This is a genomic window from Pseudomonas oryzihabitans, from assembly GCF_007665395.1.
GTDB lineage: Bacteria > Pseudomonadota > Gammaproteobacteria > Pseudomonadales > Pseudomonadaceae > Chryseomonas > Chryseomonas psychrotolerans_C.
On the sequence record NZ_VDND01000007.1, the window covers coordinates 14,920 to 37,227 of the forward strand.

The 22,308-nt window shown below is 68.7% G+C and carries 17 protein-coding genes and 1 pseudogene; 8 read left to right on the forward strand and 10 right to left on the reverse strand.

Annotated features, from left to right (window positions below; translation table 11 throughout):
* Nucleotides 1–13: 13 nt before the first annotated feature.
* From FSV73_RS15320 to mntR, 5 genes and pseudogenes are all read right to left on the reverse strand, one after another.
* Nucleotides 14–1,048, reverse strand: coding sequence for an isopenicillin N synthase family dioxygenase (locus tag FSV73_RS15320; protein WP_145008710.1), 1,035 nt, complete (start codon nt 1,046–1,048; stop codon nt 14–16).
* 10 nt (nt 1,049–1,058) lie between these two features.
* Entirely contained in the window at nt 1,059–1,904 is an 846-nt protein-coding gene (locus tag FSV73_RS15325; protein ID WP_145008711.1) for a sugar phosphate isomerase/epimerase family protein, read from the reverse strand.
* A gap of 274 nt (nt 1,905–2,178) precedes the next feature.
* Entirely contained in the window at nt 2,179–2,721 is a 543-nt protein-coding gene (locus FSV73_RS26175; protein ID WP_437179292.1) for a methyl-accepting chemotaxis protein, read from the reverse strand.
* Nucleotides 2,716–3,492: pseudogene (locus tag FSV73_RS26180) on the reverse strand (PAS domain-containing protein); the annotation flags it as partial. The pseudogene FSV73_RS26180 and the gene FSV73_RS26175, both read right to left, overlap by 6 nt.
* Nucleotides 3,493–3,591: 99 nt before the next feature.
* On the reverse strand, nt 3,592–4,038 hold the full coding sequence (gene mntR, locus FSV73_RS15335) for a manganese-binding transcriptional regulator MntR (RefSeq protein ID WP_145008713.1): 447 nt from the start codon (nt 4,036–4,038) through the stop codon (nt 3,592–3,594).
* Nucleotides 4,039–4,255: 217 nt separating this feature from the next.
* Between mntR and FSV73_RS15340 the strand changes: the two genes are divergently transcribed.
* The gene (locus FSV73_RS15340; RefSeq protein WP_145008714.1) at nt 4,256–5,602 is read left to right on the forward strand and encodes an Nramp family divalent metal transporter; all 1,347 of its coding nucleotides are present in this window, start codon (nt 4,256–4,258) and stop codon (nt 5,600–5,602) included.
* Nucleotides 5,603–5,727: 125 nt separating this feature from the next.
* A complete protein-coding gene (locus FSV73_RS15345; protein WP_145008715.1) occupies nt 5,728–6,741 on the forward strand; it encodes a YrzE family protein in 1,014 nt (337 codons plus the stop codon).
* 96 nt (nt 6,742–6,837) lie between these two features.
* On the opposite strand, the gene FSV73_RS15350 is transcribed toward FSV73_RS15345, so the two are convergent.
* Complete coding sequence (locus FSV73_RS15350; RefSeq protein ID WP_145008716.1) at nt 6,838–7,395, reverse strand: TetR/AcrR family transcriptional regulator; 558 nt, start codon at nt 7,393–7,395, stop codon at nt 6,838–6,840.
* Between the two features lie 95 nt (nt 7,396–7,490).
* Between FSV73_RS15350 and FSV73_RS15355 the strand changes: the two genes are divergently transcribed.
* Nucleotides 7,491–8,672 carry an MFS transporter gene (locus FSV73_RS15355; RefSeq protein WP_145008717.1) on the forward strand — a complete coding sequence of 394 codons (1,182 nt, stop codon included), beginning with the start codon at nt 7,491–7,493 and terminating at the stop codon, nt 8,670–8,672.
* Here the strand turns inward: FSV73_RS15355 and FSV73_RS15360 are convergent.
* Entirely contained in the window at nt 8,669–9,604 is a 936-nt protein-coding gene (locus tag FSV73_RS15360; RefSeq protein WP_145008718.1) for a DNA/RNA non-specific endonuclease, read from the reverse strand. The genes FSV73_RS15355 and FSV73_RS15360 overlap by 4 nt on opposite strands.
* Before the next feature lie 154 nt (nt 9,605–9,758).
* Between FSV73_RS15360 and FSV73_RS15365 the strand changes: the two genes are divergently transcribed.
* Nucleotides 9,759–11,114 (forward strand): OprD family porin, encoded by a 1,356-nt coding sequence (locus FSV73_RS15365; RefSeq protein ID WP_145008719.1) that lies wholly within the window; start codon nt 9,759–9,761, stop codon nt 11,112–11,114.
* A 575-nt stretch (nt 11,115–11,689) separates the two neighbouring features.
* Here FSV73_RS15365 and FSV73_RS15370 read toward each other — a convergent pair.
* The 3 genes from FSV73_RS15370 to FSV73_RS15380 form a co-directional block, all read right to left on the reverse strand.
* The gene (locus FSV73_RS15370; RefSeq protein ID WP_145008720.1) at nt 11,690–16,822 is read right to left on the reverse strand and encodes a DUF4011 domain-containing protein; all 5,133 of its coding nucleotides are present in this window, start codon (nt 16,820–16,822) and stop codon (nt 11,690–11,692) included.
* Between the two features lie 152 nt (nt 16,823–16,974).
* Nucleotides 16,975–18,357 carry a heavy metal sensor histidine kinase gene (locus FSV73_RS15375; RefSeq protein WP_145008721.1) on the reverse strand — a complete coding sequence of 461 codons (1,383 nt, stop codon included), beginning with the start codon at nt 18,355–18,357 and terminating at the stop codon, nt 16,975–16,977.
* A complete protein-coding gene (locus FSV73_RS15380) occupies nt 18,354–19,025 on the reverse strand; it encodes a heavy metal response regulator transcription factor (RefSeq protein WP_145008722.1) in 672 nt (223 codons plus the stop codon). Before FSV73_RS15380 ends, FSV73_RS15375 begins: the two co-directional genes overlap by 4 nt.
* 120 nt (nt 19,026–19,145) lie before the next feature.
* Here FSV73_RS15380 and FSV73_RS15385 point away from each other — a divergent pair, with 120 nt between their 5' ends.
* The 4 genes from FSV73_RS15385 to FSV73_RS15400 all read left to right on the forward strand — a co-directional run bounded on the left by FSV73_RS15385 (nt 19,146) and on the right by FSV73_RS15400 (nt 22,277).
* On the forward strand, nt 19,146–19,757 hold the full coding sequence (locus FSV73_RS15385; RefSeq protein WP_145008723.1) for a hypothetical protein: 612 nt from the start codon (nt 19,146–19,148) through the stop codon (nt 19,755–19,757).
* A gap of 195 nt (nt 19,758–19,952) precedes the next feature.
* Nucleotides 19,953–20,579, forward strand: a complete 627-nt coding sequence (locus FSV73_RS15390; RefSeq protein WP_145008724.1) for a cytochrome b/b6 domain-containing protein — start codon at nt 19,953–19,955, stop codon at nt 20,577–20,579.
* A complete protein-coding gene (locus FSV73_RS15395; protein ID WP_145008725.1) occupies nt 20,566–21,321 on the forward strand; it encodes a molybdopterin-dependent oxidoreductase in 756 nt (251 codons plus the stop codon). Before FSV73_RS15390 ends, FSV73_RS15395 begins: the two co-directional genes overlap by 14 nt.
* A 74-nt stretch (nt 21,322–21,395) precedes the next feature.
* Nucleotides 21,396–22,277: an NAD(P)-dependent oxidoreductase gene (locus FSV73_RS15400; RefSeq protein ID WP_145008726.1), complete on the forward strand. Its 882-nt coding sequence runs from the start codon at nt 21,396–21,398 to the stop codon at nt 22,275–22,277.
* Nucleotides 22,278–22,308 lie beyond the last annotated feature (31 nt).

Below are 22,308 nucleotides of genomic sequence, written 5' to 3' on the forward strand. Positions count from 1 at the left end.
GTTGTCGTTATGGTCAGGCGTGGTTCTTCAGATGGCCGAAGCTGGACGGCTTGCGCGCCCGCTCCGGCAGCGCCAGCTCGCCGGCGGCGACCTTGGCGCGCAGGTAGCGGTAGGTCTGCAAGGCCTGGCTCCACATGTGCTCGCCGATGGCCAGGGCCTCGTAGCCCGTGGCGCCCGCGGCGAATTGCGGCAGCGGCTCGATACGGGTGTGGTAGTCGCAGGCGTAGAACAGCGGGAAGGAATAGCGCTCGGCCTTGACCTTGCGCACCCGGTGCGCGGTGGCGACGAAGGCGCCGGCGGTCATCACCTCCAGCATGTCGCCGATGTTCACCACCAGGGCGCCCTCCAGCGGCGGGGCGTCGATCCACTGGCCGGCTTCGTTCATCACCTCCAGGCCCGGCTGGTCGGCCAGCAGGATGGTGAAGCACTCGTAGTCGGTATGGGCGCCGATGCCGGGGGCGTCCTCGGCGCTGGCGTCGAAGGGGTAGTGAATCAGCCGCAGCTTGGACGGCGGCCGGCTGACCAGGGGATCGAAGGTGTCCTCCGGCAACTCCAGCGCCAGGGCGAAGCCGCGGAACAGCTGGCGGCCGAGGGCGAAGGCCGCCGCGTAGTAGGCCTGCACGCGCTCGCGAAAGCCGGGCAGCGCGGGCCAGGCATTGGGGCCCAGCAGCGGGGTGCCGGCCAGCACCAGCGGATCGTCCGCCGCCACCTCGAAGCCGACGTCGAAGGCCTCCTTGTGATCGGGCTTGCCGCTGCCGTAGATCTCCTCGCCCTCGGGCACGAAGCCCTTGTGCGAGGCGGACGTGCCTATGTAGTGGCCCATCTTGGCGTCCAGGGGCTGGGCGAAATAGTCCCGCCCCGCCTGGCGCAGGCCCTCGATCAACGCCGGTGCCAGGCCGTGGTTGCGGATGTAGAGAAAGCCCACCTCGCGGGCGGCCTGGCCGAGTTCGGCGGCGACGGCCTGGCGCTGCGCCAGGTCGGGGCTGAACAGGCCGGCGATGTCCACCACCGGGATGGTCTGGAAGGCGGTATTTGGGGTGTCTGGCATGGCGAGCTCCTTAGCGGTCGCGGAGAAAGCGTTGGAACTGGTCGCGCTGGGTGTCGGCCATCCAGCGGTTGAGGTCCCAGAGATCGGCGATGGGCATGCCGGTGAAGGGCAGGCGGAAGGTGTAGCCATCGGGACCGAATTCCGGGGTGAGGGTGGTCACCGGGTAGCCGCGTTCCTGCTGGGCGCGCCAGACCGCCGCCCAGAATCCCTGGTGGAAGGCCAGTTCGCGGGCGTATTCCGGGGCGGCGGGGTGGGGCACCTGGGGGCCCTGGTCATAGCCGACCCGTGCCTGGATGTGATGGACCCGGCCGATGAAGTCGTCGAGGTCGTCGGCGGGATCGTCCAGCAGCCGTTCGCAGCCCACCACCCAGTGGCTGATGTCGGTGGTGAACAGCAATTCGGGCAGCTGGCGCGCGATCTCCAGGGTGACCCAGGGCGTGGCCAGGCAGCGCGCGCGATGGGTCTCGAAGCTGCACAGGTGACCGCCGTGACGGGCGATTTCCTGGGCCTGGCCGAAGAAGTCCAGCTGCTGGTGGGTGGACCAGCGATCGTTGCCGGCCAGCACGTTGACGAAGCGCGGCGCCAGTTCGGCGGAGGCGTCCAGCTGGCGCTCCAGGTCACGCAGGTGCTCGGCCGGGGTCAGCGCCTGGTCGGGCAGCACCGCGCCGCCGGTGAAGAGGATGGCGATGTAGTCCAGGCCCTCGCCGGCGAGCAGGGCGCCGAAGTCGCGGCGTTCGGCGGCGGTCTGCGGCAATCGCGCCTCGATGCCGGCGAAGCCTGAGGCGCGGGCCTCGCGACAGGCGCTGGCGTGCTGGTCGGCGTAGCCCCAGAGGGAGCGGAAGAGGTCGAGTTTCATGCGGGCGACTGCCTCCCAGGTTGCGGGGTCGAGGGTGATGGCAGTGACGCGAAGAGGAAGTGGCCGCAGCTCTGCTGGCTAGGTGCCGAGAGCCATCTTGCGGCGGGCGGGACCGCCATTGAATAGGCGGCGGCAAATACTTAGTTCAGAAATTTCGCAACTGAAGGCGGGGCGGATGGCACGGGAAACGCCCGGTCTCGTCTGCGTCGGGGCACGCCGCCGCGCACGGACCAGGTCGCCAAGGGGCCTACCCGGCCCCGTTGCGGGGCCGGGCTCAGCTCAGGCGCCGGGCGAACTGGCCCACCGCGCCCACCACGCGCTGGGCGCCGTCCTGGATCTCGGTGATGCGGGTACCGGCGGCGTTGGCCAACTGCAGGCCCTGTTCCGCCTGGTGCTTGCTCGCCGCCATGTTGGCCACGGCGGTCTGCGCCAGGCTCTGGTTCTGCTGCACCACGCCGACGATTTCCTCGGTGGCCTTGCTGGTGCGACCGGCCAGTTGGCGCACCTCGTCGGCCACCACGGCGAAGCCCCGGCCCTGCTCACCGGCGCGGGCGGCTTCGATGGCGGCGTTGAGCGCCAGCAGGTTGGTCTGTTCGGCGATGCCGCTGATGGTCTTGACGATGGTGCTGATCACCAGCGACTGCTCGCCCAGGGCCTCGATGCCATTGGAGGCCACCTGCAGTTCCTCGGCGATCTTGCGCATGACCGACACCGTGTCCTGCACCACTTCCGCCCCGAGGCGCGCGCTCTCGTCGGTCTGCTGGGAGATGTCGAAGGCCACCTTGGCCGCCTCGGCCACCGCCTGCTCCTGCTCCACCTGCTCGGTGATGACGGTGGCGAACTTGACCACCTTGTACAGCTCGCCGCGGGTATTGAGCACCGGGTTGTAGGAGGCTTCCAGCCAGACCGTGCGCCCGTGGCTGTCGATGCGCTTGAAGCGGCTGGCGATGAATTCGCCGCGGTTGAGCCGGGCCCAGAAGGCCTGGTACTCGACGGAATTGGCTTCCTCGCTAGTGCAGAACTGGCGATGGTGCTTGCCCTGGATCTGCGCCAGGGAATAGCCCATGCCCTTGAGGAAGCGCTCGTTGGCGGTGATCACCTCGCCGGCCAGGTTGAATTCGATGACTGCCGTGGATCTCAGCAGGGCGTTGATCAGGCCGGAGTGCTCGGTGGAGGTCTCGACCTGCTCGGTACGGTCGTGGCCGTAGCAGATGGTCTTGTGAATGCGGCCGTCGGCGTCGCGCAGGGGCTGCCAGGTGGCATAGAGCCAGGCTTCCTGGCCGTTGGCGCGCAGCAGGCGGTACATGCCGCTGGTCTGCTGGCCCTGGCTGAGCGCGCTCTTGAGGTCGCGATAGCAGGGCAGTTGTTTGACGTATTCGGGAATGAACTCATCCAGCGGGCGACCGGTGATGGCATCGGCGCGATAGCCCATCTCGCGGCAGAAGCGCTCGTTCACCCGCTCGATGTTGCCGCGGTCATCCACGGTAAGACTTAGCGCCTGGCTTTCGAAGCCGGCGTGCAACTGACGCAATTCGGCGACCTCGGCGCGCAGTTGGGCGAGTTCGGTCTTGAGAGGGCGATTGAACATGACGGGGCACCGGCGAGAGTGAAAGTATGACTTCCACTTCTTCGACGGCGCCGGGGTTTTCTTAAGGGAAGCGAGGCGACTTTCGACTAAAGCCGCAGCCTAGCCCTGGCTGGCGATGAAACGCCGGAAGACTTCCAGGGTGGCCTCGCTGACATGGTGTTCCATGCCTTCGGCATCGCGCCGCGCGGTATCGGCGTCCACGCCCAGGGTCAGCAGGAAGGTTTCCACCACGTGGTGGCGTGCACGGCTGGCCTCGGCCAGGGCCTCGCCTTCGGGGGTGAGGAAGACGCCGCGATAGGGGCGCTGCACGATCAGCCCGGCGGTGGCCAGGCGCTTGAGCATCTTGGCCACGGTCGGTTGGGCCACGCCGATGCGCGCGGCGATGTCCACCTGGCGCGCCTCGCCGCCGTCCCGGATGAGATCGGAGATGAGCTCGACGTAGTCTTCGATCAGCTCCTGACGATGCGCCTCGCGGACCTGTTGAAAACCTTCCATGTGAATGGATGGATCGACCAACCGATTCAGCAGTTCGTCGTCCTTAGTCATGTTGCCCACCTGAGTGACCTTCTCCGCAAGACCGGTGGCGCTTCGGAGGGAAGCGCCCGGGCGCCATTTTGACCGAGTTGCGGGCGAATACCAAAGTTTCCTTCGCCAGTGGCCATTATCGACGGATGAGATAGAGATTTTTTATTGCTGGATGTGTGAATTTTAGCCTAGGCTAAATTCTCCAAAGGGTAGTCCTACCTTGCCGCACGAGCCCGCCATGAAAGAATCCGCCAGCTACGTCGAGCCTGCTTGGCAGGAACCCGCGCCGTCCGCCCGGCCAAGCCTGGGGCGCATGAACGCCAGTGTGCCAGTCCCCCAGGGCGGCAGCTGGTGGCGGCGGCTGCTGGCCTTCGTCGGCCCGGGCTACATGGTCTCGGTGGGCTACATGGACCCGGGCAACTGGGCCACCGACCTGGCCGGTGGCTCGCAATTCGGCTACCTGCTGTTGTCGGTGATCCTGCTGTCCAACCTCATGGCCATCCTGCTGCAGGCCCTGGCCGCTCGGCTCGGCATCGCCACCGGCCTGGACCTGGCCCAGGCCTGCCGCGCGCGCTACTCGCGGCCGGTGAGCTTCATGCTGTGGATCGCCTGCGAAATCGCGATCATCGCCTGCGATCTGGCCGAGGTGATCGGCACCGCCATCGCCCTCAACCTGCTGTTCGGCATCCCGCTGATGTGGGGCGCCATCCTCACCGCGCTGGACGTCTTTCTCATCCTGTTGCTGATGAACCGTGGCTTCCGCTGGCTGGAAGCCTTCGTCATCGCCTTGCTGACCCTGATCTTCGTCTGCTTCGGCGTGCAGATGGTGCTGGCCCAGCCCGCGCTGGCCGCGGTACTCGATGGCTTCGTGCCCAAGGCCGAGGTGGTCATCAATCCGGCGGCGCTGTACCTGGCCATAGGCATCATCGGCGCTACCGTGATGCCGCATAACCTCTACCTGCACTCGTCCATCGTGCAGACCCGCGCCTATCCGCGCACCGAGCAAGGCCGGCGTATGGGCCTGCGCTGGGCGGTGGCCGACAGCACCCTGGCGCTGATGCTGGCGCTGTTCGTCAACGCCGCCATCCTGATCACCGCGGCGGCGGTGTTCCACAGTGCCGGGCGCACCGACGTGGCCGAGATCCAGGACGCCTACCACCTGCTCTCGCCGATGCTCGGCGTGGGCATCGCCTCGCTGCTGTTCGCGGTGGCCTTGCTGGCCTCCGGCATCAACTCCACGGTGACCGCGACCCTGGCCGGGCAGATCGTCATGGAGGGCTTTCTCTCGCTGCGCATTCCGGATTGGGCGCGGCGACTGATCACCCGGGGCATCGCGGTCATCCCGGTGGTGGTGGTGACCGGGCTCTATGGCGAGAGCGGCACGGCCAAGCTGCTGGTGCTGAGCCAGGTGGTGCTGTCGATGCAGTTGCCCTTCGCGGTGATCCCGCTGGTGCGCTTCGTCTCGGATCGCCAGTTGATGGGTAGCTTCGTCATCGGGCGGGTGACCAAGACCCTGGCCTGGGCCGTGGCCGGGCTGATCCTGATCCTCAACCTGAAGCTGCTGCTCGATATGCTGCCGGGATAGCAGACAACAGAGGTCTTACGACCGCTGGGGGCTCTGGCACTGGGGTCTGGGAACTTGTGAAAACGCGTGGGAATCCATCCGTTACCACAATAAGTTGTTTCCCTGACTATCTTGGAGCCTTTGCCATGTCCTACGACGCCCGTCAGAACCCCGCCTACGTGGCCACCACTGCGACCGCTACCGCGCCGCTGCTGAAGCGCATTTCCTGGAGCTCGATCATCGCCGGCGTGGTGATCGCCCTGACCGTGTCCCTGTTGCTCAGCCTGCTCGGCACCGCCATCGGCTCGGCCTCCATCGATCCGCAACAGGAAGCCAATCCGCTGTCCGGTCTCGGCAAGGGCACCGGCATCTGGGTCGGCGTCAGCGCCGTGATCTCGGTCTTCGTCGGCGCCTGGATCGCTGGTCGCCTGGCGCAGCGCGAAGGCGCCCTGCACGGCATCCTGGTCTGGGCCAGCGTGACCCTGGTCAGCGTCTACCTGGTGTCCAGCGCCGTGAGCGGCGTGGTGCGCACCGGCCTCAACGTGGCGGGCAGCGGCTTGTCGATGATCGGCAGCGGCCTGTCCCAGGCGGCGCCGGCGTTGACCAGCCAGGTGCAGGACCAGCTGCGCCAGCAGGGCATCCAGCTCGACCTGGGTGATCTGCAGAACGAACTGGAGACCGCGCTGCGCCAGACCGGCAAGACCGAACTGCAGCCGGAGAACCTCAAGCAGCAGGCCCAGGGCGCCGAACAGGATGCCAAGAACACCGCGCAGAACAGTGCCAACAATCCGCAGCAGACCGATGACCAGCTGAGCGCCCTGCTGGACCGCCTGAAGCAGCGTGGCGACCAGGCCTGGAACGCCGCCGACCGCCAGGCGCTGGTCAACCTGATCAAGGCCCGCACCGGCAAGAGCGACGCCGAGGCCAATGCCATCGTCGACAAGGCCCAGCAGACCTACCAGCAGGCCTATGCCAAGTACCAGGAACTCAAGGCCCAGGCCGAGCAGAAGGCCCGCGAAGCCGCTGACGTCGCTGCCCGCAAGGTTTCCCAGGCCAGCTGGGTGCTGCTGATCAGCCTGATCGTAGGCGGTGTGGTTGGTGCCATCGGCGGTGCCCTGGGTCGTCGTACCCAGCCGGCCAACAAGGTGGTCGCTGCCTAAGCGCAAACTCTGGCGGATCCCGCGGGATCCACTGACAAGACACGAGGCCTGGACTGGCGACAGTCCGGGCCTCGTCGTTTGGGGCCGGTGCCTTTCCTAGCGGTCTGGCCGCAGTACCCGGGAGAGCAGCTGCAGGCACAGCGCCAGGTCAGGGCGCTCGGCGCCGAACAGGGTGCGATAGATCAGCGGCGCCACCAGGCCATCGAGCAGGACGCCGAGGGGCGGCGCCGCCTCGCCCCGCGAGCGGGCGCGTTCGAGCATCAGCTCCAGGCGTTCCCGGGTCGGTTCGGTACAGCGCACCGCGCAACCCGGGTCGGTGGCGGCGAGGGCGTCCCTGAGCATGGCCTGGCCAGGCGTCGAGGCGAGGTCATCGACATAGTGCTCCAGCCAGCGTTCGAGGTCGCCTCTCAGGCTGCCGGTGTCCTCCGGCGGCTGGTCCGGGCGCAGGCGCTGCAGCTCGACGTCGGCCAGCAGGCTGGGCAGGTTGCCCCAGCGCCGATAGAGGGTGGAGGGGGTGACCCCGGCGCGGGCAGCGATCAGGGGGACCGTGAGGGACTCGCGCGGCTGCTCCTGCAGCAGCGCCAGAACGGCCTCGTGGATGGCTTGCTGGACGCGGGCGCTACGGCCGCCGGGACGGGCTTGCTTGGTGGTCATGCCGCCAGGATACCTGGCTCTTAACGCAAACGCATTGCTTTTACTGGGGAAAGGGCTCAGGCTCTAAAGCAATTCATTAGCGTTAAGGTGAGGGTATGACCCCTGCACACGTTTCCTCCAGGGCACGTCTGACCCTGCTCGGCGCCATGCTCTTCACCTTCCTCGCCGCCTCCAGCGCGCCAACGCCGCTTTATGCCAGCTACCAGCAGGCCTGGGGATTCTCCACCTTCTGGCTGACCTGGGTATTCGCCATCTATGCCTTCGCCCTGCTGGCGGCCCTGCTGGTGGGCGGGCGCCTGTCCGATCACCTGGGGCGGCGTCCGGTGACCCTGGCGGCGCTGCTGCTGGAGGCGGGCGCCATGCTGCTGTTCCATCAGGCGCAGGGCCTGGTCGACCTGGTGGTCGCCCGCGCGGTGCAGGGCCTGGCCACGGGCATCGCCACCAGCGCCCTGGGCGCTGCCCTGCTCGACGTGGATCGCGAGCGCGGCCCCTGGTTGAACAGCCTGGCACCCTTGCTGGGCATGGCCGGCGGCGCCCTTGGCTGCGGACTGCTGGTGGAATTCGCGCCCGCGCCGCTGCAACTGGTCTATCGGCTGTTCCTGGCGCTGTTCCTGCTGCAGGGGCTGTTGCTGCTGCGCCTGCCCGATACCCTGGCGCGACGGCCGGGGCTGCTCGCCGCCTTGCGTCCACAACTGGCGGTACCGCCCCAGGCCAGGGCCATGCTCTGGCGGGTGTTGCCGCTGGAACTGGCGGTCTGGGCCGTGGGCGGCTTCTACCTGTCGCTGATGCCGGGGTTGATCAAGGCGGCCACCGGCAGCGCCTCGCTGCTGGTCGGCGGCGGCGTGGTGGCCGGCCTGACCCTCACCGGCGCGGCCTGCCTGCATGGCCTGCGCGGCTGGCCGGCGCCGCGCCTGCTGCGGTTGGGAGCGGGGACGCTGGTCCTGGGGCCGGTGCTGCTCTGGTTGGCGGTGGCGAGCGGTCAACTCGGGCTCTTCGCCCTGGGGACCCTGGTCACCGGGGTCGGCTTCGGCAGCGGCTTTCTCGGCGCTACCCGCAGCCTGTTGCCGCTGGCCGCAGCGGACCAGCGCGCCGGCTTGCTGGCGGCCTTCTACGTCCTGAGCTACCTGGCGTTCTGCCTGCCGGCCCTGGCGGTCAGCACCCTGGTGCCGCGCCTCGGCCTGGCGGGCGCGGCGCAACTGTACCTGGCCGGGGTCATCCTGCTGGCGTCGCTGGGGGTACGCAACAGCCTGCCGCGCGCCTGCGCCCAGCCGGGCTAGACGCGGATATCGGCCGGGCCGTAGAGGGCTCGCTCGACGGGCTGGCCGGTGGCCCGTTCTTCATTGGAGAAGCCGTCGTAGTCGGCCAGTGCGCCGAAGTCGATACCGGTGAGCTGCTCGATCCGCCGCACACTGCACTGGTAGGTCCGCAGCCGGCCGAAGGCGAGGGACAGCTCGTCCAGCTCGCGGCGCTGGTCGATGAGGTAGGCGCTGGCGGAGGGCTTGCCGTCGTCGCCGAGAAAGGCCACCACCTTCCAGAAGGCTTCGGGAATCTGCGCGTCCCGGTAGCTCCGGTCGTCCGCGCGCAGCACCGGTCCGCTGAACACGCTGATCCGTGCCTGCCAGCGCTGGGTGTTGTCGAGCAGGTAGTCCTCCAGCTCCAGCCAGGTCTTCTGGTTGAAGGCGGCCATCTGCGGCGCGCAGTTGGTGAAGTGGAAGGTATCCCGGTTGGCCTGGGTGGCGGCGGGGCCCCAGTTGGGGTCCTGGCGCCGCACCAGGTGGCCGCGGTCGAGCAGGTTGTCGGCATAGAGTTCGTCGCCCAGCTGGGCGTCCAGCGGCACCCGGCCATCGTAGGCCCAGGCATCGCGACTGCGCGGCACCTCCACCGCCTGGCCGCCGTCGATGTTGACGCCCACCCAGAGCGCCATCCGCCGACTGCGCGACAGGGTCACGGAAAAATGGGTGTAGTCCAGGCGATCGGCCGAGGCGGGCAGGGGATAAACGTCTGCGGCGAGGGCAGCGCCGGGCCGGGGCCAGGGCACCGCGAAGTCGCCGAGGAAGTCGGCGCGGTAGCCCAGGCGATCCGCCAGTTCGCTGGCTGGGGTGATCCTGGGGCCGCCGCGCAGGCCAGTGGCCGTCTCAGGCACCAGCGGACGCAGATCGGCGAGGCGCGGACGATAGGCGAGATCGACGCTGAAGGACTCGGTGGACATGGGCGGCCTCGGCGCTGGGAAAGGGGTTCCAGCCCAGCATAGTCAGGTTGCTGAACGATGACAGTCGTCATCCAAGTGGTAGGAGAGGCCAACAGCTGGCAAACTCGTTCGCGACCTAACGATTTCAACCCGTGATCCTGCGAGAGAGACGCCCATGAAGCTGTCGCTGTTATCCCCTTCCGTCCGCCAGCGTGCCTGGCTGCTGGGCGTGCCCGGTCTGCTCCTCACCGGCGCCGCCCTGGCCAGCCAGCAGTCCGATGCCAAGGGCTTCGTCGAAGACAGCGAGCTGACCCTGCTGCTGCGCAACTACTACTACCTGCGCCAGAACGAAGGCGACGGCCATGGCGCCGCGGCGCGCAACAGCCGCGATCCGCGCAGCTGGACCCAGGCCTTCCTGCTCAACTACACCTCGGGCTTCACCCAGGGCACCGTGGGTGTCGGCGTGGACGCCTATGGTTACCTGGGCCTCAAGCTCGACGGCGGGGATGGCCATGCCAACACCCCCAACCTGCCGGTGGACGGCGACGGCAGCCAGCGCGACGAATTCAGCAAGGGTGGGGCGGCGGTCAAGCTGCGCGTCTCCAACACCGTGCTCAAGTATGGCGACCAGCAACCCACGGCGCCGGTGCTGGCGGCAGGCGGCAACTGGCTGTTTCCCCAGACCGCGCGCGGCTGGAGCCTGGTGAGCCAGGAGGTCGACCACCTGATGCTCGAGGCCGGGCACTTCACCGCCGCCACGGCGCCGCGGACCACAAGCTCGGATGGCGGCATCTATGCCGGCTACGCCGGGGTCGAGGCATCCTCGGCCAGCTATGCCGGGGGCGTCTACAAGTTCAGCGACCACCTCAGCGCCTCGCTCTATGCCGGCCACTTCGAGGACGTCTGGGACCAGTACTACGGCAACCTCAACTACGTGCTGCCGCTGGCCGCCGAGCAGAGCCTGACCTTCGACGCCAACCTCTACCGGACCCTGGACGCCGGCAGCGCCAAGGCCGGCAGCATCGACAACACCGCCGGGTCGCTGGCCGCCGCCTACCAGGTCGGTGCCCATACCTTCACCCTGATCCACCAACGCATCCATGGCGACCAACCCTTCGACTACGCGGTCTTCGGCGCGCCGGTGCCGGGTTCCTTCGGCGACTCCATCCTGCTCGGCAACTCGATGCAATTCTCCGACTTCAACGGCCCGGGCGAGCGCAGCTGGCAGGCGCGTTACGACCTCAACCTGGAAAGCTACGGCGTGCCGGGCATGAGCCTGATGGTGCGCCATACCCGCGGCAGCGGCATCGACGGTACCCAGGTGGCCGCCGACTCGGCCTACGCCGGTCTCTACGGTGATGGCGACAAGGAACACGAGACCGATCTGGAGGCCAAGTACGTCCTGCAGGACGGTCCGGCCAAGAACCTCAGCTTCCGCCTGCGCCAGGCCTGGCATTCCGGCAGCCAGAGCACCGGCGGCACCGTGGCCGAGACCCGGCTGATCACCGAGTATCCGTTGAACATCCTCTGATTGGCGGCGCTTTGTAGGTTGGGTTGAGCGGAGCGAAGCCCAACAATCTCAGGTCGGGTTCCTCATGTTGGGCTTCGACGATGGAGCCGTCTCAGCACCAACCTACGCCAGATCGGTAGGTTGGCGCTGAGCGCAGCGAAGCTCAACGGTCGGTTGGCCATCAGCCTATCAGGAATACCCTCACCCCGGCCCTCTCCCAGGGGGAGAGGGGGTGGTTCGGTGTGAGCAGACGCCTCGTAGGTTGGCGCTGAGCGCAGCGAAGCCCAACGGTCCGTCGGCCATCGGCCTGACGGGGATCCCCTCACCCCAGCAGCGGGCAGCTGCGTAGCGTGGATAACGGCGCAGCCTTATCCACATCGAGATGCGGTTGATCAGTGGAAAACGCTACAGACGCCTTGGCATCGCAATGTCAGATGAAAAGCCACCACCCGCGCCGGACCCAACCGGCCCCTCTCCCCCTGGGAGAGGGCTGGGGTGAGGGCCGCCACACACCCAGACATCGCCGCGCTACGCCCAACCTAGCCACCACACCGTAGGTTGCCGCTGAGCGCAGCGAAGCCCAACACTCCTAACCTTCAAACGTTCGCCCGCGACGCCTCGAGCAACTTCTCGATCTCCCCATGCAACCGCTCGGTCGCCCCCGCGCGGTCGATCCACCACTCGGTGGACCAGACGCGCAGCAGCGTCCAGCCGAGGCCCTGGAGGATGGCGCTGCGGGTCTTGTCGCGGTCGCGGGCGGTGGCGGCGCTGTGGTAGGTGGCGCCGTCGCATTCGATGCCCACTAGGTAGTCGCCCGGCCGGTCGGGGTGGACGATGCCCAGGTCGATGCGGAAACGCGAGACACCGATCTGTGGCACCACCTGCCAGCCCTTGGCCTCTAGCGCCTGGGCCACGGCTTCCTCGAAGGGCGAATCATGTCCGCCCAGCGAACCCTTGACCGCGGCGGCCAGGGCCTGGGGGCCGCGCTGGGCGAATTCCAGGAACAGCTTGAGATCCCGTACCGCGCGGGCATTGGTGCGGTTGAGGTCGATCAGCCCCGGATCGAAGGAGGAGAACACCAGCATCTCCCGCCGCGCCCGGGTCACGGCGACGTTGAGGCGGCGCCAGCCGCCGTCCTTGTTCAACGGACCGAAGTTCATCGACATCGTATTGGCGCCGGGCTCGGTAGGACCGAAGCCGATGCCGAGCATGATCAGGTCGCGCTCGTCGCCCTGCACCGTCTCCAGGTTCTTCACCACCACCGGCTCGGCCAGGTCTTCGGCGAAGTGCGCCTCGATCTCCGGGTGCTGCTGGCGCGCCCGGTCGAGCAGGTCGGTGACCAGGCGCTGCTGTTCGCTGTTGAGGGTGATGATGCCCAGGCTGAGCCCGGCGAAGGCTGGATCCAGCAGCCGCTTGACCGCCTCGGCGACCATGGCCTGGGCCTCGAGGGCGTTGTGACGCCCCTTGCCCTTGGCGTAGACGCCGTCCACCCGCCGCCATTCCACCGCGCTCGGACGGATCTTCGGGGCGGGGAAGGTGATCAGCTTGCCGTCGTAGTAGTGGTGATTGGAAAAGGCGATCAGGCTTTCGTGGCGGCTGCGGTAGTGCCAGTTGAGGCTGTGGCTGTAGATGCCGGCGCCCAGGCATTCGTCGAGGATGCTTTCCAGGTCCTCGGCGGTGTCGTCCTCGCCGGCGGCGCGGTCGAAGAAGCGCGTCGGCGGCATCTGCCGGGGGTCACCGGCGATCACCACCTGCACGCCGCGGGCGATGGCGCCCACCGCGTCCCAGGGGGCAATCTGCGAGGCTTCGTCGAAGATCACCAGGTCGAACAGGCCGCCGTCCGGCGGCAGGTACTGGGCGATGGACAGCGGACTCATCAGCATGCAGGGCGCCAGGCGGGCCAGGGCGTCGCCCATTTCCAGGGCCAGCTGGCGCAGCGGCTTGTGCCGGCGCTGCTTCTGCAATTCGTGCTTGAGCACGGCGAAGCCGCCACCCTGGCGCACCGCGTCGTTCTTCGGCGGCAGCTCGCCGCAGAGCCGGGCGCGGATATGGCGCACGGCCAGCGTCTGCAGGCGATCGTCCAGCCGGCGATAGGCCTGGATGTCGCTCTCGTGCTCGGCGGGCACGAAATCACGCAGCAGCGGCTCGGCGTCCAGGGCGGTGGCGGCGAACCAGCGGGCATAGGCGGTCTCGAAGACGGCTGCGAGATCCTCGCCGGAGCCGCCCGTGACACGGGCGATCAGCGTGGCCAGGCCCAGGGCCTCGGCCTCCTCGCGGACCCGCTGCCAGTCGCACCAGGCCTTGAGGCGACCGGGCTGGCGCAGCAGGGCGGCGGCGGTGCGGACCCGCTCGGTGGCGGGGGGGTCGGCCGCCAGTCCCGCCTGCTCGGCAAAGCTCTGGCGAGCGACCTCGGCGGCGTCCAATGCCGCGGCGAAGGCGCTGCTGGCCGGAGCCAGGGTGGTGTCCACCGGCTGGTCCTCGGGATGCTGCAGCCGGCGCGCCGCCGCCTGGCGCAGGGCCAGCAACTGCTCGGGGGTTTCCGCCAGGCTCGGTAGCGCGGCGCTGAGCTGTTCCGCCAGGGCGCGGCGTGCGCGCAGGGCGTCCAGGTCGCTGGTGACGCCCTGCCAGCCGCTGATGCCGGCCAGGGTGGGCGTCAACTCGTCCAGCTCGGTGAGCAGGGTGCGCTGACGACGCAGTTTTGGCAGGTCGGCCGCCACCTCCGGCTGGCCCTGGGTTTCGCCCTGGCGGGCGAGGTCCTGGGTGACCTGGCGCTGCGCACGGCTGGCGAAGATCCAGAAGCGCTGCGCGGCAGCGTCCCAGGCGGTTTCCAGTTGGGTGAGGGCGACGCGGCGACAGGCTTCGGCGGCATAGGGCACCGACAGCTCGCGCTCCAGCGCCTGATAGTCGCGCAGCAACTCCAGGGCGCGCCCCAGCTGGCGCTGACGCTCGGCGGCGCCAGGCCCGAAGGCGAAGGCCAGGTCCTGGCCGGCGGCGTTCTGCAACAGCTCGGCGAATTCCAGCAGGCGCTGGGGCGCCACCTGGTCGGCCAGCGGCAGGCCAAGGACGTCGCGCAGGCGTTGCCGCGCCTGCTGCAGTTCCTGCTGGGTGTCGCGCAGCCGTTCGGCGGCGCTGACCAGGGCGTCCTGCCAGGCGTTGGACCAGGGATGCGCCGGCAGCAGGGCGAAATCCGCCGCCAGGCTGCGGCCGGTCTCGGCATGCAGCGCCAGGCGGCGCACGGCGCTGCGCAGCTCGGCCAGGGCCTCGGCGTCATGGGCGTCGGCATTGGGCCAGGCCAGGCGCGGGGTATCGGGGGCGGCGTCGCGCAGGACACGGCCGATGCTTTGTTGCAGGGTCAGGCCATTGGGCCAGCGCCGGTGCAGGCGCTCGACCACGGCATTGAGGCGATCGCGCAGGCGCTCCACCTCGGCGGCCTCGGCCAGCCATTCCTCTTCGTCGAGGCCGTCGCGGGTGTCCCAGGCGCGCTCCAGCTGCTTAAGCACCTCGGCCTTGGAGGCCTTGCTCGAATGCAGTTCCAGGCAGAATTCCCCGAGGCCCTGGGCTTCCAGGCGGCGATAGACCACGTCCAGGGCGGCGCGCTTCTCGGCGACGAACAGGACCCGCCGACCGAGCGCCAGGTTGTGGGCGATCATGTTGGCGATGGTCTGGGACTTGCCGGTGCCGGGCGGGCCGTCGAGCACGAAATCCTGGCCACCGGCCGAGGCCAGCACCGCCGCCAGCTGCGAGGAATCCGCCGGCAGCGGGGTGAAGAGTTCGGCCGGGGTGACCTGGCGATCCAGTTCGCGCTCGCGGGGAAAGCCGCCGCCGCTCAGGTAGGCGCCGGATTCCGCGGTGCGTTCCAGCAGGTGCCGCACCAGCGGGCTTTCCATGAGCTGGTCGCTGCGCTCGGTGAGGTCCTTCCACATCAGGTACTTGGCGAAGGAGAACTGACCGAGCAGCAATTCGCTGCTGACCTCGAAGCCGGGCAGGTCGCGCACTGCCCGCCGTACCTTGGTCCAGATGCCGTCCACGTCGATGCCGTTGCCATCGCCGGGCAGCGGACCGTCGAGCCCGGGAATGTCCAGGTCGAAGTCGTGGCGCAAGAGCTCCAGCAGGGTCAGGTTGAAGCGTGGCTCGTCCTCGAACAGGTGCAGGGTGATGCCGCTGGCGGCGCTCTGGCGTTCCAGGCGCACCGGCAGCAGGATCAAGGGGGCGCGGTAGTGCTTGGGATCGTCGGCGGCCTTTTTCCAGCGCAGGAAGCCCAGCGCCAGGTAGAGGGTGTTGGCGCCGCCCTCGTCGAGATCGCTGCGGGCGCGTCGATAGAGTTCCACCAGCGCCGCGTCCAGCTTGGTTTCATCCAGCGGCGCGACCACCTCGCCGCGGGCCAGGGCGCCGCGGGCATATTCGTCCTGCAGATTCTCGTGTTCCCGGGCCTCGTGCAGCACGGCGTCGCGCCCGCTCACCGCCAGGTCCGGCAGCGGCACCAGGCGCAGCGCGCGACCCTCGGCCAGGCGATCTTCCAGCGCCGCCGGCTCGGGGCAGAGCAGCGGCACGCTGCGGGCGTTGTCCGGCACGTGCAGCAGGCGATTGCGGGTGGTGAGGTCGAGCAGCTTGCGCTGCCACAGCGCCAGGCGGCCGACCGGAGTGGTCGGCGCCGCCTCGACGTCCACGTCGAAGGCCGGCAGCGGCGGGGCTTCTTCCAGGGCTTCGCCGGGCAGCAGCAGGCCATCCACGGGGGTCGCCGGCTGGCCCGCCACCGCCAGCGGGCGGATGCGTTGCAGGCGGGCGCGGCGGACGTCCAGCGCCAGCACGAAGGACTCGTCGTCCAGTTGGCGCTCGGCCAGTTGCATGGCCTGGCTGAACGAGGGCGGTGGCGCGGCGGTAGCCTGGGTGGTCTCGAACACCAGCAGGTCCTTGAGCGCCACCCGCTTGCGCACCGGCTCGGCGTCGTCGGTCAGCAGTTGGGCGAATTCCTGGGGCTGCAGCCAGACCCCGGCGAAGGCATGGCCGCGGGTGATCACCAGCAGCGGATTGAGACCGGCCTGTTCCAGCGCCGCGCAGGCGAGCAGGGCGAGGTCCAGGCAGGTGGCCAGGCCGCCGTCGAGGATGGCGCCCGGCGTACGGATCTTCTGGCCCTGGCGCTCGAAGCTGGCCGGCGGCACCGCGTAGCTCAGCTGCAGGCCGCACAGTGCGGACCAGAGTGCCGAACCCAGCTCCCACACGCGGCGCCGCGAGCCGCTTTCGTACCCGTCCAGCGCCGTGGACTTGCCGGCCCGCCGCAAGACCTCGGCCGCCGCGCCCAGCAGGCGATCCACCGCCGGGTCATTGGGCATGACGAAGGCCGCCGCCAGCTCGGGCATGCTGTCCACGCCGCCCCACTGGTTGCGCGCCAGCAGCTCGACCGGATAGCGCCGCGTCTGCAGGATCGCCTCGCCCTGGCGCACCGTGAAGGTCAGCTGGGCGACCAGGCTTTCCTGCAGGCTGCCGAGCAGGGCGGCGTCGAATTCGAGGTCGCGATCGTCGAGATAGAGGGTGCCCTGGGGATCGAGGCGCTCCAGGTGCCAGGTACGCGGCACCACGAAGGCCGGCTCGGCCGTGACCGTCAGACTGACGTCGACCAGGGGTTCCGGGCCACTGTGGGTAAGGCGCAATTCGCGCAGCACGGGCACCGCGTTCTGGTGCGCCGCGAAACCGATCTTGCCGGCCAGCACCAGTTCGACATCCACGCTCATCGCCTACCACCCTTGCTTATTGCCTGAGGTAGATGAATGTACAGTAGTGGGCGGGTCGATGCAGCCCATAGCCGGCCTGGGCAAGCGGAAAAAGTCCTTTGGTGACGGGCGGTTGCGTGGTTTGAGCGATAGGTCGCTATCCGCGACCTGGCTCAGCCCGCCGGCGTCGGGAAGACCAGGCTGAAATGGATGCCCCGCGCGTCCTGCTCGACCTCGGCGCGGCCGCCGTGCAGGCGCATGATCGCCGCGACGATGGCCAGCCCCAGGCCGTTGGAGTCATGGGGCTGATGGCGCGACGGATCGGCGCGGTAGAAGCGGTCGAACAGCCGTCTCAGCTGCTCCGGCGCCAGGGCGGGACCGGCATTGCTGACGCGAATCCGCCCACCCGCCGCCTCCAGGCGGATCTCGCCATCCGGCTCGGCGTAGCGGATGGCATTGGCCACCAGGTTGCTCAGGGCGCGGCGCACCAGCAGCGGATCGGCGACCACCTGGCCGCTGCCGGCGACGACGATCCTCAGGCCGCGCTCGTCGGCCGGGCCTTCGAAGTAGTCGGCGATGCGGGTCAGTTCCTCGGCCAGCGCCAGCGGCTGGGGCGCGAGGACCGCCTGGGCATCGTCGGCGCGGGCCAGGAACAGGATGCTTTCCACCAGGCGGGAGATGCGTTCCAGCTCTTCCAGGTTGGATTCCAGCAGCGTCTGGTATTCCTCGCTGCCGCGCACCTGGCGCAGGGCGACCTCGGTGTGGCCCATGAGGGCGTTGATCGGGGTACGGATCTCGTGGGCGAGGTCGGCGGAGAATTGCACCAGCCGGCCATAGCCGTCGGCCAGGCGCGCCAGCATGGCGTTGTAGTTTTCCACCAGCGGTTGCAACTCGCGGGGCGCATCGGCCAGGTCCAGGGGCGCGGCCAGGCGCGTCGGGGTGATGCCGCCGGCGTGCCGGGCGATGCGCCGCAAGGGCGCCAGTCCACGGCGCAGCAGCAGGTAGCCGAGGCCGGCGGTAGCGAGGAAGGCCAGGGTCACGGCGCCGAGCAGGCCCAGGCGGAAGTCGGCCAGGGTGGCGTCCTCGCGATTCAGCACATGGGCGGCGGTGAGTTCCACCGGGCCGTCGGCGGTGTTCACCGCGACCCGGGCGGCGCGCCAGCGCGTGCCGTCGGCCAGGGTGCCTTCGCGCAGATCGGCCGGCGTCGGCCGTCGCGTCTGGGGCACCACGGCGAGCTCGGGGAGGGCGATGTTCAGCGGATTGGAGGCGATCACCGGCTTGGCGCCCGGGGTGCCGATGAGAAAGACGTCCTGCTCGTTGCCCAGCATGTTCGAGAACAGCTGGGGGCTGTGGCCGAGGGTCTCCAGCGACAGGTCGGTACTGAGCAGGCTGCGGAAATGCGCCAGGCGGCCGAGCAGGGCGTAGTCGGCGCGCTCCAGCACGGTGCGTTGCAGGCTGTGGTAGAGGAACAGCCCGGCGCCGCCCACGGCGAGCAGCGCCACCAGGGCGAAGCCCAGGGTGGCGCGCAGGATCAGCGAGGGGGAGCGCGCGCTCAAGGGCGGACCTCGCAGACGTAGCCGATGCCGCGCACGGTGTGGATGAGCTTGACCGGGTAGGGGTTGTCGACCTTGGCCCGCAGCCGCTTGATGGCCACGTCCACCACGTTGGTGTCGCTGTCGAAATTCATGTCCCAGACCTCGGCGGCGATCAGGGTGCGCGACAGCACCTCGCCTTCGCGGCGCAGCAACAGGTGCAGCAGGGCGAATTCCTTGTTGGTCAGCACGATGAGGTCATCGCCGCGGGTCACCCGCCGCCGCAGCAGGTCCAGCTGCAGATCGGCCAGGTGGAAGTGCTCGGGCTCGCGGACCACGCCGCGGCGCAGCAGGGTGCGGATGCGCAGCAGCAATTCGACGAAGGAGAAGGGCTTGACCAGGTAGTCGTCGGCGCCCAGCTCCAGGCCGCGGATGCGGTCCTGCAGGCCGTCGCGGGCGGTGAGGAAGAGTACCGGCACGTCGAGTTTCTTGCGCAGCACTTCCATGATCTGCCAGCCGTCGATACCGGGCAGCATCACGTCGAGGATGACCAGGTCGTAGCGGCCCTCGAGGGCCAGGTGCAGGCCGTCGGCGCCGTGCTGGGTCCAGTCGACCGCGTAGCCGGATTCGCCGAGGCCCTTCTTCAGGTACTCGCCGGTCTTCTGGTCGTCTTCGATGAGGAGAATGTGCATGGCGTAATGGTAGGTCCTCCGGTCGCTTGGTTGGGTGACATTTTTGTCATTCGCCGGTCATCTTGCTGACCCCCCACGCGTCGCACTGTGGCGGGGCGATTCCCTATCCCAGGAGGCTTCATGCGTACCCAGACCCTGCTCCGCGGTTCCCTTGCCCTGCTGCTCGCCAGCAGCGCCCTGCTGGCCCAGGCCGCGCCCATGCCCACCGTCAAGCCGTTGCGTGGCACCGTGGACAGCGTCCAGGGCGACACCCTGGCCGTCACCACCCGCGGCGGCGCCCACCAATCCCTGATGCTGGACGACAAGACCAGCTACCGCGCCGTGTCCAAGGCCAACCTGGACCGCATCGAAGCCAACAGCTTCATCGGCTCGGCCGCCACCCCTCAGTCCGACGGCACCCTCAAGGCGCTGGAGGTGACGGTCTTCGAAGCCAGCTTGCGTGGCTCCGGCGAAGGCCACTACGGCTGGGAGAATGCCGACGGCAGCACCGGCACCATGACCAACGGCACCGTGGGTGAACTCAAGAAGGCCAACGGCCGCACCCTCACCGTGCAGTACAAGGGTGGCGAGAAGCAGCTGGTGGTGCCGGAAGACGTGCCCATCGCCTACGTCGAGAAGGGCGACCGCAGTCTGCTCAAGCCCGGCGCCAAGGTGGTGCTGTTCCCCGCCGAAGACGGCAAGCACGTCAAGGGCGTGGCCATCGGTAAGGACGGTTTCACGCCGCCCATGTAATGAACTACCCAAAGCCAGCTGCGCGTCGGCCAAACGGCGTTGAAAAGCCCTTCGGAATGCTCATTTACCATTCGTAAACTCCGCTTCCTCAGTGCCTTTCGCCTTGTTTGGCGCTAGCTCGCAAGGCTTTGAATAGTCCATGTAGTTAAGCGGTCGCCTGGCGACCGCGTCCAACTTTCCGTGGAGGGGAACCCCATGACCACCTCGCGACGGCGCCTGGTGCACCGCTGGCCGGTGCGCCTCACCCACTGGCTCAATGCCCTGGCAATGCCCTGCATGTTCATGAGCGGCTGGGCGATCTACAACGCCTCGCCGCTGTTCCCCTTCACCTTTCCCGCCTGGGCGACCCTTGGCGGCTGGCTGGGTGGTGCCATCGCCTGGCACCTGGCGGTGTTCTGGCTGCTGCTGGTGAATGGCCTGGTCTATCTGCTCTATGGGCTGCTCAGCGGGCATTTCCGCCGCGATTTCCTGCCGCTCTCGCCGCGGGCCATCGGCCGGGACTTCGCCGCCGCCGTGCGCCTGCGTCTTGGCCACCGGTTGGGCACCTACAACGCCGTGCAGCGGTTGCTGTACTGGGGCGTGCTGGCGCTCGGGGTACTGGTGGTGCTCTCGGGGCTGGCCATCTGGAAGCCGGTGCAGTTGCAGGGCCTGGCCGCGCTGCTGGGCGGCTTCGACACTGCCCGCTACGTGCATTTCTTCGCCATGGCCGGCATCGGCGCCTTCGTCGTCGTGCACCTGGCCCTGGTCATCCTGGTCCCCCGCACCCTGCCGCCGATGATCACCGGCCGGGCGCACGAGGAGGTGAACGATGAGTCGGCGTGAACGACTGCGCCTGGAACCGGCGCAACAGCGGCAGGTGGAGAACCTGCAGCGACGGCTGCTGCTCAAGCAGGGTCTCACCGTGGGTGCCCTGGCCATGCTCAGCGGCTGCAACCTGCAGGACGGCGACAGCGTCGACAAGGTGCTCTGGTCCATGTCGCGCTTCAACGACCGGGTGCAGGCCTGGCTGTTCGGCCGCGAGCGCCTGGCGCCGACCTTCGCCGCCAGCCAGATCACCAATCCCTTTCCCTTCAATGCCTTCTACCCCGAATACAACGTCCCGGAAGTGGACCTCAGCGACTACCGCCTGGAGGTCTCCGGCCTGGTCGCCAACAAGCAGGCCTGGACCCTGGAAGACCTGCGCCGCCTGCCACAACGGGCCGACATCACCCGCTTCATCTGCATCGAAGGCTGGAGCGCCATCGGCCAGTGGGGCGGGGTGCCGCTACGCACCTTCCTCGAACGCATCGGCGCCGACACCACGGCCAAGTACGTCGGCTTCAAGTGCGCCGACCGCTACTACTCCAGCATCGACATGGCCTCGGCGCTGCATCCCCAGACCCTCTTGGCGCTGGACTTCGGCCAGGTGGCCCTGCCGCCGGACTATGGCTACCCGCTGCGCCTGCGGATGCCGACCAAGCTCGGCTTCAAGAATCCCAAGCACATCCAGGCGCTGTTCGTGACCAACGACTATCCCGGCGGCTATTGGGAAGACCAGGGCTACAACTGGTTCAGCGGGATCTAGCACGCCTGGGGAGCGGAACCCCGGCCCGGGGCGGCAGTCGAGATACCACCCACCCCTTACCCAGGAGTCTCGCCATGTCCGCCCATCCCTCGATCGGTTTCATCGGCTTCGGTGCCATGGCCCAGCGCATGGGCGCCAACCTCCGCGAGGCCGGTCATACCGTTCGCGCCTATGCCGAGCACCAGCAGGACGGCGAGCGCCACGGAACGCCCATGGAGCCGCTGGCGACGCTGCTGCCCCAGGCCGAGGTGGTGATCGTCTCGCTGCCCAACGACGCCATCCTCGAACAGGTCCTGCTCGGCCCCGATGGCATCCTGGCCCGCCTGGAAGCCGGGCGCCTGCTGATCAACACCAGCACCAACTCGCCGGCCCTGGCCTTGCGCCTGGAGCAGGCCGGCCGCGCCCGCGGCATTGCCGTGGTCGAGGCGCCGGTGTCCGGCAGCACCCCTGAGGCGGAAAAGGCCCAGTTGGTGGTCCTGGCCGGTGGCGAACCCGAGGCGGTGGAACGTGCACGGCCGATCCTCGAAACCCTGGGCAAGGCGGTGCACCACGTCGGCCCGACCGGGCAGGGCGCCGCCATCAAGCTGGCCATCAACGGCCTGATGGGCGCCGGTCTCGCCGCCCTGGCCGAAGCCCTGGCCTATGCCACCCGCGCGGGCCTGGATGCCGAGGTGCTGTTCGAGGTCTTCGGCGACCTGGCGGTGCTCTCGCCCCATCACCAGCGCAAGCTGGCCGCCCTGCGCGAGGGCGACTTCGCCCCGCAATTCCCGGCGGCGCTGATGCACAAGGACATGGGCCTGCTGCTGGCCGAACTCAACGCCACCTACCAGGGCGCCCCGACCCTGGCCGCCGCCGCGCAGCAACTGGCCCTGGGCGCCGAACTGCACCCGGATGCCGACTACCTCATCACCGCCGATGTGCTGCTGGAAGAGGCCGAGGACGCCGCCACCCGCTGAGCGCCCGGCTTTCCTCGCTCCGGGACGCCGT

What these genes read in the sequence shown, in the direction of transcription:
- FSV73_RS15320 (WP_145008710.1), bottom strand. Translation starts at nt 1,048, where the DNA reads ATGCCAGACACCCCAAATACCGCCTTCCAGACCATCCCGGTGGTGGAC.
- FSV73_RS15325 (WP_145008711.1), bottom strand. Translation starts at nt 1,904, where the DNA reads ATGAAACTCGACCTCTTCCGCTCCCTCTGGGGCTACGCCGACCAGCAC.
- mntR (WP_145008713.1), bottom strand. Translation starts at nt 4,038, where the DNA reads ATGACTAAGGACGACGAACTGCTGAATCGGTTGGTCGATCCATCCATT.
- FSV73_RS15340 (WP_145008714.1), top strand. Translation starts at nt 4,256, where the DNA reads ATGAAAGAATCCGCCAGCTACGTCGAGCCTGCTTGGCAGGAACCCGCG.
- FSV73_RS15345 (WP_145008715.1), top strand. Translation starts at nt 5,728, where the DNA reads ATGTCCTACGACGCCCGTCAGAACCCCGCCTACGTGGCCACCACTGCG.
- FSV73_RS15350 (WP_145008716.1), bottom strand. Translation starts at nt 7,395, where the DNA reads ATGACCACCAAGCAAGCCCGTCCCGGCGGCCGTAGCGCCCGCGTCCAG.
- FSV73_RS15355 (WP_145008717.1), top strand. Translation starts at nt 7,491, where the DNA reads ATGACCCCTGCACACGTTTCCTCCAGGGCACGTCTGACCCTGCTCGGC.
- FSV73_RS15360 (WP_145008718.1), bottom strand. Translation starts at nt 9,604, where the DNA reads ATGTCCACCGAGTCCTTCAGCGTCGATCTCGCCTATCGTCCGCGCCTC.
- FSV73_RS15365 (WP_145008719.1), top strand. Translation starts at nt 9,759, where the DNA reads ATGAAGCTGTCGCTGTTATCCCCTTCCGTCCGCCAGCGTGCCTGGCTG.
- FSV73_RS15370 (WP_145008720.1), bottom strand. Translation starts at nt 16,822, where the DNA reads ATGAGCGTGGATGTCGAACTGGTGCTGGCCGGCAAGATCGGTTTCGCG.
- FSV73_RS15380 (WP_145008722.1), bottom strand. Translation starts at nt 19,025, where the DNA reads ATGCACATTCTCCTCATCGAAGACGACCAGAAGACCGGCGAGTACCTG.
- FSV73_RS15385 (WP_145008723.1), top strand. Translation starts at nt 19,146, where the DNA reads ATGCGTACCCAGACCCTGCTCCGCGGTTCCCTTGCCCTGCTGCTCGCC.
- FSV73_RS15390 (WP_145008724.1), top strand. Translation starts at nt 19,953, where the DNA reads ATGACCACCTCGCGACGGCGCCTGGTGCACCGCTGGCCGGTGCGCCTC.
- FSV73_RS15395 (WP_145008725.1), top strand. Translation starts at nt 20,566, where the DNA reads ATGAGTCGGCGTGAACGACTGCGCCTGGAACCGGCGCAACAGCGGCAG.
- FSV73_RS15400 (WP_145008726.1), top strand. Translation starts at nt 21,396, where the DNA reads ATGTCCGCCCATCCCTCGATCGGTTTCATCGGCTTCGGTGCCATGGCC.